We start from the raw sequence: 14464 nt of genomic DNA, 5'->3' as shown, positions 1-14464 counted from the left end.
ACCACCGAATGTGATTGTGCCACCACGCCGATTCGCCAATGGTGTTGTTCGATCAGTGTCTTGACGACACGAGCGCCCGTGTAGGTTTTGCCGGTACCGGGAGGACCTTGCACCGCCACGTAGGAATCGTCGAGGTCGAGAAGTGCGGCGGTGATGGCGTCGGCGTAGTTGTTGTCGGTGCCGACAGGTGGCAGCGGTGAACCCGAGCGGGTTCTCGGGGTGCTGCGCCTGAGAATGTCGACTGCCGCGATGTGTGGCAGTTCGGGCAGGCTCTCGCTGGCGTCGGACGCGGCAGCGGCGATGGACTTCTCCATGCGTCCGGTGGGAATCGGACGACCAGGTGCCAACGCGACCGGGGAATCGATGTATTCGTCACCGCTGAGCAGTTCTTCCACGGTGACCACGTCGAGCCCTTCGGACTTGACGACGGCGGTGACCTTGACGCTGCTGGTGCCGCGCTGGGTGGGGTTCTCGCTTGCAACGGCATCGGGGGAGGGGGTTGCGTAGAGAGCGAACAGATCACTGCCCGGGCTCAAAGACGTTCCGGTGCCGAAACTTCCGGTCAGCTGAATGTGTCGACGGAACTTCTTCTGACGTGGAGTGCTCTTGTGCCAGTCCGCCTCGATTTCGGACTGTTCGACCACCATGACGTCGCGGATGTCCACCAGGTCTTCGATCGGTGTGACCAATCGGTCGAAGTGGGCCCACCAGTACGGCTTCCGCTCACGATTGTGGTACCCCACCGCAGCAGCCAGTAGAGCAGCTGCCTGCTGATCGGGGGTACGCGCCGAACCTGCCTTGTGTCCTGCGAATTCGCGGAGCGCGATCTCCGATTCGGTGAGCTCCTCGAGTGGAATCTTGATCTGCCCGGTCGGCTCACGAAGTTCGACGCCGTGTTCTGCGGCGCGCTCGGCAAGCCAATCGCGCAGGCGCAGAGTGGATTCGCAGTCGTATTCGTTGTAGTCGGAGATGCCCTGAAGAAGTTCCCTGGCCTGGTCGGCTTGTCCGCCGTCGCGCAATTGGCAGTAGTCGGCATAAGCGACAACCGAAGCGGCGGCATTGGTCACGTCGCCGTCGCGGCCGTGCTCACCCATGTAGAGCGGCTCGAGTTTCTTGATGCTGTACGAGCGTTGTCCGATCCGCAGGCAGGCACGGACGATCGGGTACAGGTCCACGAGCACGTTCTCGCTGAGCAGGGTGTCCACCGTTTGCTCGCCGACACCGTGACGTGCGGCCAAGCGCAACAGCGCCGATTTCTCGTACGCGGCGTAGTGGTAGATGTGCATGCCTGGATGAGCTTCTCGACGCGCGGTGACGTAATTGAGGAAGTCGAGGAGCGCCTGGCGCTCACCCTCGCGATCGTGTGCCCAGAACGGCTTGAACACGTAGTCGTCCGCAGGCCCTTCGACCACACCGAACAGATACTCCAACCCCCAATCGGTGGACCCGTCCTCGGCCCAGAGCGGATCGCCCTCGAAGTCGAAGAAGATGTCGCCGTCGTCGGGGATGGGGAGTCCTCCGAGCGCCGAGGGTTCGTAGACCTCGAATTCGGCGTCGCCGGACACTTCCTGGCGTAGTTGAACCGCTGCCTGTGCACGGAGCTTGTCGAGTGTTTCCCGGCGGATTCCCTCGACAGGGCCGGTGCTCGCGGCGAGTTCGTCAATTGTCGTGATCCCCGAGACGATCAGCTGTTCACGCTGATTGCCGCGGACACCCGCAACCAGCAGCAGGTCTCGATGGCTTTCGACCTCGACGCTGCAGGTGTCGCATCGACCACAACGCAGGTACCGATCGTCGAGCCACTGTGTCGGTTTCCCCTCGGCGCGGTGCTCGTCGAGGACTCGTTCGAGTTCAGCTCTACGTGCCGCGAATACCGGCGCGATGTCTCCGATGTCGTGCGACGACGTGCTGCCGTCGCCTAGCAGTAGATGAACTTGATCGGAGGCGGCAATTGCATTGCGCTCCAACGCATCCGCGTATGCGGCGAGTTGTAGAAGCGCCGACACCTTGGCGTGCCGGGAGAGCTTGCTGTCGTAGACCGCGTAGGTGTCGCCTTCGCGGACGAGGAAATCGCAGAACCCGAGGAATCGGCCGTCGAAAAAGGTTCCCTGATAAATGACTGGAGCGCCCGATCGTGCTGCCTCGACGGTGGCCAACGTGGCAGCGGTCAACCCCGCGCGTGAGTGTTCCGGCCGCGGCATGACGACGACGCCGTCTCCGTGCTGATCGATGAACTTCTGAAGCTGTTCGCGCTCGTGCGAGTCGCCGAGGCTCGACGTCCGCTCGAGCATCGGATCCGCCTCGGCGGCCTCGGCCGCGATCAGACCGGTTCGGGCGTCGAGTTGCCGCAGCAGTGCGAACTCGCACGAGGCCGCAGCCGAGAGGTCGCTGGCGCTGTAGACGATCTGATCATCGAGTAGGAACACAGGGCGATTGTGCCATCGCTCACCGACAAGGCAACCCACCAGTAATCGCTCACGAGCCGCGGATATCGGTAGCGGCGTGCAGAATGACGATCATGCCTTTCTTCGACGGACGAACCGGTCAGGTGCACTTTCGGCATTGGCCGGCGGCAGGGGGTGCGGTGCCCACGGTGTCACTGGTCTTTCTGCACGGTCTCGGCCAGCACAGCGGCCAGTATCACCGCTTCGCGGGCGCAATGACGGCGTCGGGGATCGACGTGTGGGCGATCGATCACACCGGGCACGGTTTGTCGGAGGGCGATCCGGGAGTCGGGGCTCCGCTCTCCGATCTTGCTGCCGATGCAGCCGCGCTCGCTGACATCGCTTTGGCGGAACTGCCCGAAGTCCCGCAGGCGGTGATGGGCCATTCCTTGGGTGCGGTGACGGCGCTGACGATGCTGGCTCATCGCGATCACGATTTTGCCTCCGCAGTGCTGTGCGGCATTCCGCGCAGTGCGGTCGAGCAACACGGGTGGGCGGAACTCTCCGACGCGGGCATCCCAGTCCTGGTCGTTCACGGTACCGACGACCGGATCGCCCCGGTCGATCCCGTCCGGGACTGGGCGCGGACGCTGCGCAACGTCGAGATGCGCGAGTTCGAGGACGCCGGTCACGACCTGCTGCACGAGAAGGTTCACGCCAGTGTCACCAACGTCAGCCGTGAATTCCTTCTAGCGCATTCCAGGTAGTCCTCTCAGGAGAGCGCGCCGAGCACCTCTTTCGACGTGACGGGGTGCGAGAACATCGGGTAGTCGTAGGTGATCGCGTTCTCGTGTTCGGCGACCGAAGTTCCGGCTACACAATCGGTGAGTGTGATGACCCGGTAGCCGTTCTCGTATCCGGTGCGCATGGTCGATTCGACGCAGCAGTTGGTCAGGAAACCGCCGAGAAGGATCGTGCGAATTCCTTTGCTGCGCAGAATGAAATCGAGGTTGGTGCTGGCAAAAGTGTCGAGTCCACGCTTGCCCTCGATGACGATGTCGCCGTCTTTCGGAGTGAGGTCGTCGACGATAGCGGCGCCCCACGAACCCTTCACGAAGGCCTTTCCGTCGACGACGCCCTTGAGGATTCCGTACGGATGCGAGGTGATTTCGTTGTACCCCTCGGCGAAGGTGATCGGTGCGTGCATCACGGTGACACCCGCCGCACGGGCCGCATCGACCAGCGCGGCGGTGTTCGCGAGGAGTCCGTTCGATTCCATGACCGGTGCGACGGCCTCGTGAAGAACACCGCCCTCGGTGGTGAAGTCGTTCTGGTACTCGATGAGCACGACGGCGGTGGTCACGGGATCCAATTCGAGCTTGTCGGTCATGGTCGGCACCTTCTCTGTTGTGGTCCGGGTCACGAATCTCCTCAATTAAACAGTTTGTCAGACAAGCAGGCAAGGGGTGGTAGCGTCGCGGCATGGATACGACTCCGTTGTCGCGCATGCCGCTCAGCCTTGCCGTGTCGGGACGAATCCGCGCTGCCATTCTCGACGGTTCACTCCCGGTCGGTGAGGCATTGCCCACCGAACAGGAACTTGCACAGACGTTCTCGGTGGGTCGATCGACGGTCCGTGAGGCCCTTCGGGTCCTGCAAGCGCAGGGATTGTTGACCGGCGCGGACACCACTTCTACTGCCAGGCCTCGGGTGACGCACGAGCACACGGCCGATTCTGCGGCCACTGCCCTGAGTACGGCACTGCAAGTGGGCGCGGTTCCGCTCGGCGATCTTGTCGAATTGCGAGTGCTGCTCGAAGCTGCTGCGCTGCGCACTGTCGTCGCGGTGCCGAACGGCGCCCGGGATGCGATCGAGCGGATGCGCGTCGCAACCCTTGCCGACGACTCGGTCGCATTCCACGACGCCGATGTCGACTTTCACGTTGCGCTGGCCGGAGCCGGCGGGAACAAGGCGTTCGGGTTGGTCATGACGGTTCTCCGCGACAGCATCGCCGGCTACCTGCTGAGCGAACTCGACTCGCGCGAGAACTCGGCGGCCACGCTCGGCGCACTGCTGGCAGAGCACGAGGGTATCGCCGACGCGATCGAGCGCGGCGCAGCTGACGAGGCCGCCGTTTTGGTCGAGCGCCATGTGCGCGGATTCTACGAAGGACGAACACAATGACCACGAGTATCGATCTGTTGGGTGAACGCTTGCAGAAAGCGGTGGGGGACAGGGCGACAACCGATCCCGACCGAATGGGCGCGTACGTCCGGGATCAATCACTGCTCACCGCAGCCGGAACGCCCGCCGCGCTGGTCAAGGCGAAGACGGTCGACGACGTCGTTGCGGTCATGACGGTGGCCCACGAACTCTCCGTTCCCGTGGTGACACGAGGGGCAGGTACCGGGTTGGCCGGCGCCGCCAACGCACTCGACGGATGCATCGTCTTGAGCGTCGCGGGCATGGATCGCATTCTCGAGATCGATCCTGCCGCGCGCACCGCCACGGTGGAGCCTGGAGTGATCAACGGTGACCTGGCAGAAGCTGTTGCACAGCAGGGACTTTGGTACGTACCGGATCCGGGAAGCCGGTCCATCTCGAGTATCGGCGGCAACCTGGCGACAAATGCAGGCGGCATCTGTTGCGCCAAGTACGGCGTCACCGGTGATCACGTCGCGGCCCTGACGGCGGTACTCGCCGACGGGCGTGTGATCCGTACCGGTGCACGGACGCGCAAAAACGTTGCGGGGCTGGACCTGACACATCTGCTCGTCGGGTCGGAGGGCACTCTCGCGGTCATCGTCGAAGCCACGATGCGGTTGCGTACGGCGCCCACTGCCGCGACCACTGTGGTCGCCTTCTTCGATTCCGCGGAGTCCGCGATCGATGCCGTCCTCGCCCTGTCGGCAGTGGCCGAACCGTGTCAGATGGAGTTGATGGACGACGTCACCATCGGCGCCGTCAATCGGCTGACCAAGATGGGGCTGGACGTATCGGCCGGGGCGATGCTGCTCATCCAGTGCGACGGTAGGTCGGCGGCCGCCGAGGCAGCGGACTGCGCCGCGGCGTGCGAAAGCGCCGGGGCCCGAGAGGTTTTCCACACCGACGATCCGGTGGAAGGTGAAGAGTTCACCGCCGCGCGCCGCATGGCCTTGCCGGCTCTCGAGGCGTTGGGCACGGTACTTCTCGACGACGTCGCGGTGCCGGTGCCGGCGTTGCCGTCCATGTTGGAATGCATTCGTGAAGCGGCCGATCGCCACGGCGTCACGATCGGAACCTTCGGTCACGCCGCCGACGGCAATCTCCACCCGACCATCGTGTTCGACGCTGCCGAATCGGGTGCGCAGGATCGTGCGCGCGGAGCTTTCGACGACATCGTTGCCGGCGCACTGGCGTTGGGCGGAACGATCAGCGGTGAACACGGTATCGGGGTTCTCAAAGCGCCGTACATGGCGGACATGGTCGGCCAGACCGAACGCGAAATGATGCTTGCAGTGAAGGCCGCATTCGATCCGAAGAACATTCTCAATCCCGGACGAGGTATCTGAGCGGTTAGTCCGTGCCTCAGTCGCCGGAAATTGCGCTACCAGACGAACGTGTTGCCGCACGACGCTTTTCAAGTGACGATGGCCCTCATGAAGCTGTTGATGCTCGGAGGAACACGGTTCCTCGGCCGCGCTCTCGTCGATGACGCTTTGGCTCGGGGCTGGGAAGTGACAGTGCTCCATCGTGGGCTCACCGGAGCGCCACCACCTACAGCGGAGGTCCTGTTCGCGGATCGCACCGATCAGCGTGCGATGGTTGATGCGCTCGGTGATCGTCGATGGGATCTTGTCGTCGACACCTGGTCGGGTAGCCCCCGAGTGGTCGGTGAGAATGCACGCGTTTTGCGCGGTCACGTCGACCGGTACGCATACATCTCCAGTGGATCCGTCTACCAATGGGGCTTGCACGTAGACGAGACCTCGCCGGTGGCGGCCGCATCTGCGACCTCCGATGACAACAGCGATTACGCGTCCGCCAAACGTGGGGCCGAACTCGCTGTCCTGGAATCCTTCCCGGACGCGTTGCTCGCGAGGGCAGGGTTGATACTCGGCCCGCGCGAGGACATCGGGCGGTTGCCGTGGTGGCTGCAGCGTATCGCGGCGGGCGGACGTGTCGTTGCTCCCGGAGTGCCGACCAGACCGTTGCAGTACGTCGATGCCCGCGACATCGCAACCTTTGTCTTGGCCGGACTGGCCGCCGGGATCAGCGGGGCATACGACGTCATCAGCCCGTCCGGCCACACCACTACCTCCGGGCTCCTCCAGGCGTGCGTGGTTGCCACCGGTTCGGACGCTGAACTCGTGTGGATCGACGAGGACAGGCTGGCCGCTGCGGGAGTGCAGCCGTGGACACAACTTCCGTGTTGGGTTCCGCAGGAGGGCGAGTTCGCGGGCTTCCTCGAAGCCGACACCGCCAAGGCGGGGCAAGCAGGGCTGCGGTGCCGGCCCGTCGAAGACACCGTGCGCGATACCTGGGAGTGGATGCAGCGGGAAACTCTGCCGACTCAGCGGGAGGATCGTGCGGTGCACGGCCTTCCATCCGAGATCGAAGAGGAACTACTCTCCGCCGGACAGTGAAACGAGTCTGGCCCGGTTCGCATTCGAACCGGGCCAGACTCGTGAAAGACGATCGATCAGGCGTACAGGTCGCTGATCTTGGTCTTGTGAGCTTCGTGAATGATGTTGCGCTTGAGCTTGAGCGTCGGCGTCAATTCACCGGTCTCCTGGGTGAAGTCGACCTCGAGGATCGTGTACTTCTTGATCTGCTCGGGGTTGGAGACCTTCTTGTTCGCGTCGGCAACGGCCGAGTCGATCTCGGCGATCAGGTCGGCGTTCTTCACCAGATCGGCAATCGGGGTGCCGGCGGGCAGGCCGTTGCGCTCGACCCAACCGGGCAGAGTCTCCGGATCGAGGGTGATCAGTGCACCGATGAACGGCTGACCGTCGCCGACGACGAGGCACTGGCTGATCAGAGCGTGCGCGCGCAGGGAATCTTCGAGGCCTGCCGGTGCGACGTTCTTGCCGCCCGCGGTGACGATGATTTCCTTCTTGCGTCCGGTGATGGAGACGTAGCCCTCGTTGTCGATCGAGCCGAGGTCGCCGGTGTGGAACCAGCCGTCGACGATGGATTCGGCAGTGGCCTTCTCGTTGTGCCAGTAGCCGGCGAACACGACCGGGCCCTGCAGGAGGAGTTCGCCGTCCTCGGCGATCCGTGCTGCATGGCCGTTGATCGGCTTGCCGACGGTGCCGACGCGCTGCGCGCTCGAGGTGTTGACGGTGATTGCGGCGCTGGTCTCCGTGAGTCCGTAGCCCTCGTAGATCGGGATGCCGACGCCGCGGAAGTAGTGGCCGAGGCGCGCGCCGAGGGCTGCGCCACCGGAGACTGCACGCTCGCACTCGCCACCCAGAGCTGCGCGCAACTTCGAGTAGACGAGCTTGTCGAATACCGCGTGCTTGAGCTTGAGTGCCAGTCCGGGGCCACCCTTTTCGAGGGATTCGCTGTATTCGATGGCGGTGGCAGCAGCCTTGTCGAAGATGCTGCCCTTACCGCCGTCGACTGCCTTCTGGCGAGCCGAGTTGTACACCTTCTCGAACACGCGGGGCACCGAGAGGATGAAGTTGGGCTTGAAGCCGGCGAACTGCTCGAGCAGCGTCGTCAGGTCCGACGTGTGGGCGACGGTGACCTTGGCGTCGAAAGCGCCGAAGGAGATCGCTCGCGCGAATACGTGGGCAAGCGGCAGGAACATCAGAGTCTTCTTGCCGGGGACCATGGACTCCGGCATCGCCAGGCGGCAGGCGTTGGACTCGGCGTAGAAGTTGGAGTGCGTCAGCTGGACACCCTTGGGGCGTCCGGTGGTTCCGGAGGTGTAGATCAGGGTCGCGGGCGAGGCAGCGGTGACCTGGTGACGACGAGTGTGCAGTTCTTCGTCGGTGATTGCCGAACCGCGACTGGACAGCTCGTCGATCGCACCCGACTCGATGACAAGAACCTCGCGGAGGGCTTCTGCGCCGTCGGTGACTTCCTTGTGAGTCTCCGCGTGCTTGGCCGTTTCGACGACCAGAAGTGTTGTCGCTGAATCCTCGAGGATCCACTGCGCCTGATCAGGGGAGGAGGTCTCGTAGATCGCGACGGTGCATCCGCCCGCAGTCCAGATGGCGTAGTCGAGAACGACCCACTCGTAGCGCGTCGCTGACAGGATAGCGACGCGGTCGCCGAGCTCGACACCTGACGCGATCAGGCCCTTGGCAACTGCGGAGACCTGCTTCGCGAATTCAGCTGCAGTGACGTCGACCCATCCACCGTTCGACGGCCTCTTGAACGGCACGAATGTGGGGTCTTCTTCGGCGTGACGGAACACGGAGTCGGCCATGGATACGTTCTCCGGAATTGAGAACGACTGTGGAACTGAGAACTCGCGCACTATTGACCCCTCCAGTGACTACTGACATTTCTGATGTGCATTGCATCACATTAGTCGTCATTTTGCACTGTCGTTACTATTCGGTAGAACTGGTCGGGCGCTGACCTGCAGTTTAGTGTGACCGCCTGTTTACAGGTACTCAGGCGACGTGTTGGAGCGTGCGACCGTGCACGGACAGCCACCGCCGAATTGCGTAGTCCAATCGGTCCGGATCCACTCCGAGTTGCTCTGCAGTAGCTGCAAGGATCTCCGAGGTGTCTCCCGGCAACTCGGTGGTGCCGAGTGTCGCGCTGATGAAGGTGTCGGCAGCGGTCCCCAGATCGGTGTGCGGAATTCCGGCCAACATCAACAGGTGGGCCCAGGTCACTTCGGAACCGTCTCCGCACGCGTCCACCCAGGCATGGTGAACGGCGTCGAGAGCGTTGTCGGAATCGGCGGCCGACAGCAGGTCCTCGACGCTGTTGATCCGCAAGTGATGGAGTTTCTCGGCGACCTGTTGGATGTGCCGTGCCTCGATCGGGACACCCGTCGCCGTGTAGCGACGCTTGTACGAGCCGATCTTGCCTGCCCACTGGTCCGAACTGCCGGCTTCCTCGAAGGTGCGGAGTAGTTCGCGTGCGCCATCCGTGACGGGTTTGTCCTCGCGGGCTTTCCGGTACGCCAGGTAGCGATCGACGACGGTCACTTCGCTGTGACCCGACGTGGACTGAACGGATTCGATGATGCACAGGGCGAGGCTCTGTCGATAAGCGTCTGACGCAACCCAGGCGGAAGGGTCGCCCAGGCGGTCACGGCACGCAGCTGCGACGGCGTCGACGGTATCGGTCGAGATGGTCACGGTTCCTCCAGAAAGCCGAATTCTTTTTGTTCCATTTGGGCTATCGGCACCGAGGAGCGAAATGTTGCACACATCACAAATTCTCAGAGATCTCTTGGACTGTGCTCAGGCTGGAGAGGTGTGCACTCAGGCGAGGAAGGACAGCACTTCGTCGTCGCTGAGTTGATGAAAGTCCTCGAATGCAGCACCGACGCCGCCTAACAGGGCAGGAACGAAGGGGCAGACGACCCGATCGGCGGAGCACGCGATCACTCTCATGGCTTCGGGGGACGCTACTGGGACAGCGACGATCACGGCGGCAGCACCCGCGGTGCGCGCGCATCGGCAGGCAACGGCGGCACTCGCGCCCGTAGCCATTCCGTCGTCGACGATCACCGCAGTGCGTCCGTGGAGGGAAACCGGGGTCCGCCCCTCGCGCAGGAGATGCGCCCGCCGTTCCAATTCGGTTCGCTCGTCGCGTTCGACGGCGACGAGTTCTCTTTTCGAGACGCGAACCGCTGCGATGACGTCGTGGTTGAGGACCCGCACGCCGCCCTCACCGATGGCGCCCATCGCCAGTTCCGGGTTGTACGGACTGCCGAGCTTGCGCACCACCACGATGTCGAGCGGAGCGTTCAGTGCCGCAGCCACCTCGGCTGCGACCGGAACTCCGCCGCGCGGGAGTCCGAGAACGACGGGCTTGTCGATACGCAAGGTCTCGAGCCGCCCGGCCAGAAATTTGCCGGCGGAAGATCGATCCCGATACTGGGTCACTGCGTTGTCCTCGAGAAGCTCGAACCCCGACCAGTTCGACGCTACTCGCTGCAGGTCACCGCGGCGAGACTGTGAACCTCCGCAGCGCGAGAGCGGGATTCTTCTCGCGTACCTCGGCGATGCGAGCAGCCGAAACGAGTGCGGTGGCGACCCCGACCTGCTCGCCAAGTGAACACATCACGACGCCCATCGGGTCGACGATCATGCTGGCACCCGCGCCGCCGCGCGCGCTCTGATCTGCCGCTGCGATGTACATCGTGTTCTCGATGGCCCGGGCGCGCACGAGAGTGGTCCAGTGGTCTTCCTTGAGCGGCCCCGGCACCCACTGGGCGGGCAGGAGCAAGATGTCTGCGCCGACGTCGACGATGCGCCGGGTGACTTCCGGGAAGCGCAGGTCGTAGCAGGTCTGGAGGCCGAAGGTCAGGCCGTCGCACCCGAAAGTCTGCGGTTCGGTGATCTCGCCCGCGCGGATCACGGCCGACTCCTGGTAACCGAAAGCGTCGTAAAGATGCAGCTTCCGGTAGGTCGCCACCAGTTCGCCGTTCGGGTCCATCGCGACGAGGGTGTTGGAGATTCTGCTCACGTCGTCGATCCGCTCGTTCATTCCTGCCACGAGGAAGATTCCGAACTCCGCGGCGACCGACGCCAGCGCCGAACCGAATTCGCCGTCCAGGTCCTCCGCGGACTCGATCAAACGCTCATCCGTCTTCGGTGCGGTGAACATCGAGTATTCCGGCGCCACGACAACTTTCGCGCCGCGTGCTGCTGCATCGGAAGCCAGTGATCGCAGTGATTCGAGGTTGGCTTTCTTGTCCGTCCCCGGGGCGAATTGGGCAATCGCGACAACGGTCTGGGAGGGGGTGGCTGCGGTGGCTTCGGTCATGCTTCTTACGCTAGGCGAAACCCGCTGGGAGGGTGGATCTGTCGTAAAAGCACCCCCGGTATGTCGTCGTGTCTATACTCTATCCGCTAAACTGCTGGTCAGGCCTAGGTCGATCTGACGTAGCTCGCCGGTAGATGACGATTCTCCGCTCCACTGCACGTAGACGCCGGTATTTAGTGCCTCGACGCGTGACGTAAGGCGAAAACGCAGGCACACACTTCGGTGACACAAGATGTCGTGCGCACACACAATTCGTGTCACAGGCGGTGTGCGATCTTGACCACTCGATGACACGCATTCGTACGTGTTCAGCGTTCACGAGGCGTCAGCGTTCGTCTCAGCGACAGTGTGCGTCATCGTGTGCGAGGGATGAACGCTGCCACATTGTCGGCCCCAGTTTGAGCGACCTCTTCGAGCATCGACAGGTATCGGCTTGTCACCTTCAGGTTGGAGTGCCCGAGTTGATCGCGTGTCGTCACGAGGTCACTGCCCGACGCAAGCGCAAGAGTTGCTGCGGTGTGGCGAGTGTCGTGAGTCCTGATGGGCGGTAGGTCGGCTTTCCTGATGAGCTGACTGAACTCACCCGCGACGTGTGCAGGGTTTAGGGGCTGCCCGGCGGGGTCGGTGAAGATCCAATCCGTTGAGCCCACACCCGCTGCCAAACGCGCTTTGGCTTGGGCGGTGCGATGAGCCTTCAGAACCTCGACACCTTCCGCACCTAACGCAATCGTGCGCTTGCCGGATTCGGACTTCGGTGTCTCAACGACAACACGAGAGTCGAGGATGATCCGTTGCCGTGCGACCGTGAGTGTGGAGTATTCCCAGTCGATGTCCGGCCACTGCAACCCTGTCATTTCACCGCGCCGAAGTCCTCGCGTGAGGAGTAGGTACCAAAGGGCATAGTTCCAATGATCGGCAGTGTGGTCGAGGAATGCGCCGACGTGTCGTGGTCTCCACACCATCACACCACTTGGGCGCGGGGCCTTCTCACGTGCGGCCTTGCGTGTGATGCCGTCCTCTTCGATGAGTCGATCAACCTCAGCGCGCCAACGGGCCTCGATAGACTTCGACCACACCACAGCTTTCGATGAAGGTGCAGAAGGCAGCTTGACGAGACGTGCCACATTGCGCTCGACGAGGCCTTCTCTCTCAGCATCGCCTAGAGCAGAGCCAAGCACCGCCTTGCACCGTTGAATCGTGGTGAGGCCACCTGCGCGAGTCTTCGCCCGTGTCGTGTCTGCAAGGTACGCATCAAATGCCCGTCGAATATGCGCGGGTCTGAGTTCGTCAATCTTGATGTTCCCGAGGTGTGGCACGATCACACGGGCGATGAGACCTTCGTACTGCGAGATCGTTCCTGCCTTGAGATGACCTCGTTTCTGCACCATCCAGTCATCCAAATATGTTGCGAGGGTTTGCCTATCAGTGACGATGATGCCCTGTGCGTATTGCTGTCGCACCTTGTCGAGTGCATCCTGGGCATCTTCCTTGGTGGCGTAGCCGCTCCTCGATAGTTGTCGTCGTTTGCCCGTCGGGTCGGTGACTCCGAGGTGCCACGAGAACAGACCGTGCGTGGCTGACCACCCGCCATTCTTACGCTTGAGCTGCGGGCATCGCGTACCGAGCTGATTTCCGTCTTCATCCCTGCATCCGCATCGCTTACGGATCGCGCCTAGTCCTGCCATTGTGGTTCCTTTCTCCAGATACAACGAAAGCCCCCCGTGTGAACGAGGGCAATCGCACGTTGGTGTGTGGCTAGTCCTTGTAGAACCGAAGACGGTCAAAGCCTTTCGTTACCAGCCAGTCCTCGAACCTGTCCCATTGAGCGTTCCAAGTGATGTTGCCGAGTGCGTTCAGGTCATCGCCTACCGGAAGGAATGCGTAGTCCAGTGGATCTGTGGGAGTCAACTCTGCCGTGCCCACTTCTATGCAGGTCCCCAGTCCGCAGTTCAGCCATATGGACTCTCGACGGCTTGAATCTGTTGTATGGATTTCACCGTCGAATTCTTCGAGACTGCGCCCCCATTGAGGATTCTTGGGCACTACGACAACCTGGCAACGCCAGTCGTTGGGGGAAGGTTCGTCCATGACGGTTAGCCACGCAACGCGCTGTCCCGCAGCTCGTGAAAGCCACTCTTGGAACAGTGACACCTGATCCTCTTGGTCCAGATTATGGAAGTAGGTGCCGGGACGCAGGGCGTAGCCCGTGGGGTCAAAGAGTCCGGTACGGGTCATCGTGGGTTCCTTTCGAGATGTGATTGCGGGCGTTCAGTTCGGTGCTGATGACTCGGTGATGTGTTGCGTGCGTGCATGTTCGGTGTTCAAGGCCGACGTGCTGACAGATTCATTCAGACATGGCCTCCTCGATCTCGCGCATGAGTCTTTTCGTCATGCCCGCTCGAAGCGTGCGCAGTTCCTTCGGGGTCCTTGTTCCCAGTTCTGCAAGGCGCGCATTGCGTTCGGCTGTCAGCGTGTGGCCCCATAGCTCCCGTGCAGTAGCGGTCACCAGATCTTGGTCCACACCCAACCGTGTTGCGGCGCGTTCGTCGGCTTCCAAGTCTTCGACGTCCGTGAAGTCCAAGACGACAGGCCGAGTCTTGATCATCTTGCCTTGCAGCATCTTACGAACCTCGTCGCGGTCTACGGCGACTTCAGGCGTGACCTGAACCTGCCCATCCCCGGCGAACCATTCAGCGAGTGGCACCTTGTATGCCACTGACAGGATCAGCAACTCTTCGACCGCGATTGATCCTCGGCGCCCATTTTCGGTGGATGCAACCTTGTCGCGTGACCAATCGAGGCCGTGCAACCGCAATCGTGTTGCGCACTGCGACTGATCCTCACCAGCTCGAATGCGTGCTGCGCGAAGGTTCTCGCCCACGGTCGCACCAGTTGTCTTCGATGTCATGTACAGAACTGTACCACTGCTCATGTGTGTGTGACACGCTCATATGAACTGACGTATTCGACGCGAAACTGCGACACGCCGTGACGGAGACTCGGCGGTTGCCAATTCGACGCATTGGTTGTTAAATGCTCCTCCCAACCGAAACGACGCATTTGGCCGTCGAAAATGAAAGGCGCACAACGTGTCTGAACTTACGCAGCAAGACATGAACGAAATGCCTCTGCTCATG

Annotated in this window: 13 protein-coding genes; 4 read left to right on the top strand and 9 right to left on the bottom strand. The window is 62.3% G+C overall.

Annotated features, from left to right (window positions below):
* A partial coding sequence (locus A2J01_RS08345) for a TM0106 family RecB-like putative nuclease (RefSeq protein ID WP_064112503.1) occupies positions 1-2426 on the bottom strand: 2426 nt, incomplete at its 3' end.
* A gap of 83 nt (positions 2427-2509) precedes the next feature.
* Between A2J01_RS08345 and A2J01_RS08340 the strand changes: the two genes are divergently transcribed.
* Positions 2510-3151 carry an alpha/beta hydrolase gene (locus tag A2J01_RS08340; RefSeq protein ID WP_003945142.1) on the top strand — a complete coding sequence of 214 codons (642 nt, stop codon included), beginning with the start codon at positions 2510-2512 and terminating at the stop codon, positions 3149-3151.
* Between the two features lie 5 nt (positions 3152-3156).
* On the opposite strand, the gene A2J01_RS08335 is transcribed toward A2J01_RS08340, so the two are convergent.
* Positions 3157-3774: a cysteine hydrolase family protein gene (locus A2J01_RS08335; RefSeq protein ID WP_197494181.1), complete on the bottom strand. Its 618-nt coding sequence runs from the start codon at positions 3772-3774 to the stop codon at positions 3157-3159.
* A 92-nt stretch (positions 3775-3866) separates the two neighbouring features.
* On the opposite strand from A2J01_RS08335, the gene A2J01_RS08330 reads away from it, so the two are divergent.
* The 3 genes from A2J01_RS08330 to A2J01_RS08320 all read left to right on the top strand — a co-directional run bounded on the left by A2J01_RS08330 (position 3867) and on the right by A2J01_RS08320 (position 7009).
* Positions 3867-4568, top strand: coding sequence for a FadR/GntR family transcriptional regulator (locus A2J01_RS08330; protein ID WP_007736157.1), 702 nt, complete (start codon positions 3867-3869; stop codon positions 4566-4568).
* Entirely contained in the window at positions 4565-5935 is a 1371-nt protein-coding gene (locus tag A2J01_RS08325; RefSeq protein WP_064112500.1) for an FAD-binding oxidoreductase, read from the top strand. The genes A2J01_RS08330 and A2J01_RS08325 overlap by 4 nt, the downstream gene beginning before the upstream one ends.
* A gap of 78 nt (positions 5936-6013) precedes the next feature.
* The gene (locus tag A2J01_RS08320; RefSeq protein ID WP_082900826.1) at positions 6014-7009 is read left to right on the top strand and encodes an NAD-dependent epimerase/dehydratase family protein; all 996 of its coding nucleotides are present in this window, start codon (positions 6014-6016) and stop codon (positions 7007-7009) included.
* Between the two features lie 56 nt (positions 7010-7065).
* Here A2J01_RS08320 and A2J01_RS08315 read toward each other — a convergent pair whose 3' ends face one another.
* The 7 genes from A2J01_RS08315 to A2J01_RS08285 form a co-directional block, all read right to left on the bottom strand.
* Complete coding sequence (locus A2J01_RS08315; RefSeq protein ID WP_042450345.1) at positions 7066-8853, bottom strand: AMP-dependent synthetase/ligase; 1788 nt, start codon at positions 8851-8853, stop codon at positions 7066-7068.
* A gap of 139 nt (positions 8854-8992) precedes the next feature.
* Positions 8993-9691: a hypothetical protein gene (locus A2J01_RS08310; RefSeq protein ID WP_058228429.1), complete on the bottom strand. Its 699-nt coding sequence runs from the start codon at positions 9689-9691 to the stop codon at positions 8993-8995.
* Between the two features lie 126 nt (positions 9692-9817).
* Entirely contained in the window at positions 9818-10444 is a 627-nt protein-coding gene (locus A2J01_RS08305; protein WP_007736162.1) for a phosphoribosyltransferase, read from the bottom strand.
* A 55-nt stretch (positions 10445-10499) separates the two neighbouring features.
* A complete protein-coding gene (locus A2J01_RS08300; RefSeq protein ID WP_064112499.1) occupies positions 10500-11327 on the bottom strand; it encodes a carbon-nitrogen hydrolase family protein in 828 nt (275 codons plus the stop codon).
* A gap of 353 nt (positions 11328-11680) precedes the next feature.
* Positions 11681-13012, bottom strand: coding sequence for a site-specific integrase (locus tag A2J01_RS08295; RefSeq protein WP_064112498.1), 1332 nt, complete (start codon positions 13010-13012; stop codon positions 11681-11683).
* A 70-nt stretch (positions 13013-13082) separates the two neighbouring features.
* Positions 13083-13562, bottom strand: coding sequence for a hypothetical protein (locus tag A2J01_RS08290; protein ID WP_064112497.1), 480 nt, complete (start codon positions 13560-13562; stop codon positions 13083-13085).
* 109 nt (positions 13563-13671) lie between these two features.
* Positions 13672-14235: a helix-turn-helix transcriptional regulator gene (locus A2J01_RS08285; protein WP_197494179.1), complete on the bottom strand. Its 564-nt coding sequence runs from the start codon at positions 14233-14235 to the stop codon at positions 13672-13674.
* Between the last annotated feature and the right edge of the window lie 229 nt (positions 14236-14464).

The organism is Rhodococcus sp. EPR-134 (genome assembly GCF_001647205.1).
GTDB classification, from domain to species: Bacteria; Actinomycetota; Actinomycetes; order Mycobacteriales; family Mycobacteriaceae; genus Rhodococcus_F; species Rhodococcus_F qingshengii.
Note: the sequence above shows the minus strand (reverse complement) of the source record. Positions and strands in the feature narration are given on the sequence as shown.

Coding starts and splice junctions, on each gene's coding strand:
- A2J01_RS08340 (WP_003945142.1), top strand. CDS start 2,510: ATGACGATCATGCCTTTCTTCGACGGACGAACCGGTCAGGTGCACTTT.
- A2J01_RS08335 (WP_197494181.1), bottom strand. CDS start 3,774: ATGACCGACAAGCTCGAATTGGATCCCGTGACCACCGCCGTCGTGCTC.
- A2J01_RS08330 (WP_007736157.1), top strand. CDS start 3,867: ATGGATACGACTCCGTTGTCGCGCATGCCGCTCAGCCTTGCCGTGTCG.
- A2J01_RS08325 (WP_064112500.1), top strand. CDS start 4,565: ATGACCACGAGTATCGATCTGTTGGGTGAACGCTTGCAGAAAGCGGTG.
- A2J01_RS08320 (WP_082900826.1), top strand. CDS start 6,014: ATGGCCCTCATGAAGCTGTTGATGCTCGGAGGAACACGGTTCCTCGGC.
- A2J01_RS08300 (WP_064112499.1), bottom strand. CDS start 11,327: ATGACCGAAGCCACCGCAGCCACCCCCTCCCAGACCGTTGTCGCGATT.
- A2J01_RS08295 (WP_064112498.1), bottom strand. CDS start 13,012: ATGGCAGGACTAGGCGCGATCCGTAAGCGATGCGGATGCAGGGATGAA.
- A2J01_RS08290 (WP_064112497.1), bottom strand. CDS start 13,562: ATGACCCGTACCGGACTCTTTGACCCCACGGGCTACGCCCTGCGTCCC.
- A2J01_RS08285 (WP_197494179.1), bottom strand. CDS start 14,235: ATGACATCGAAGACAACTGGTGCGACCGTGGGCGAGAACCTTCGCGCA.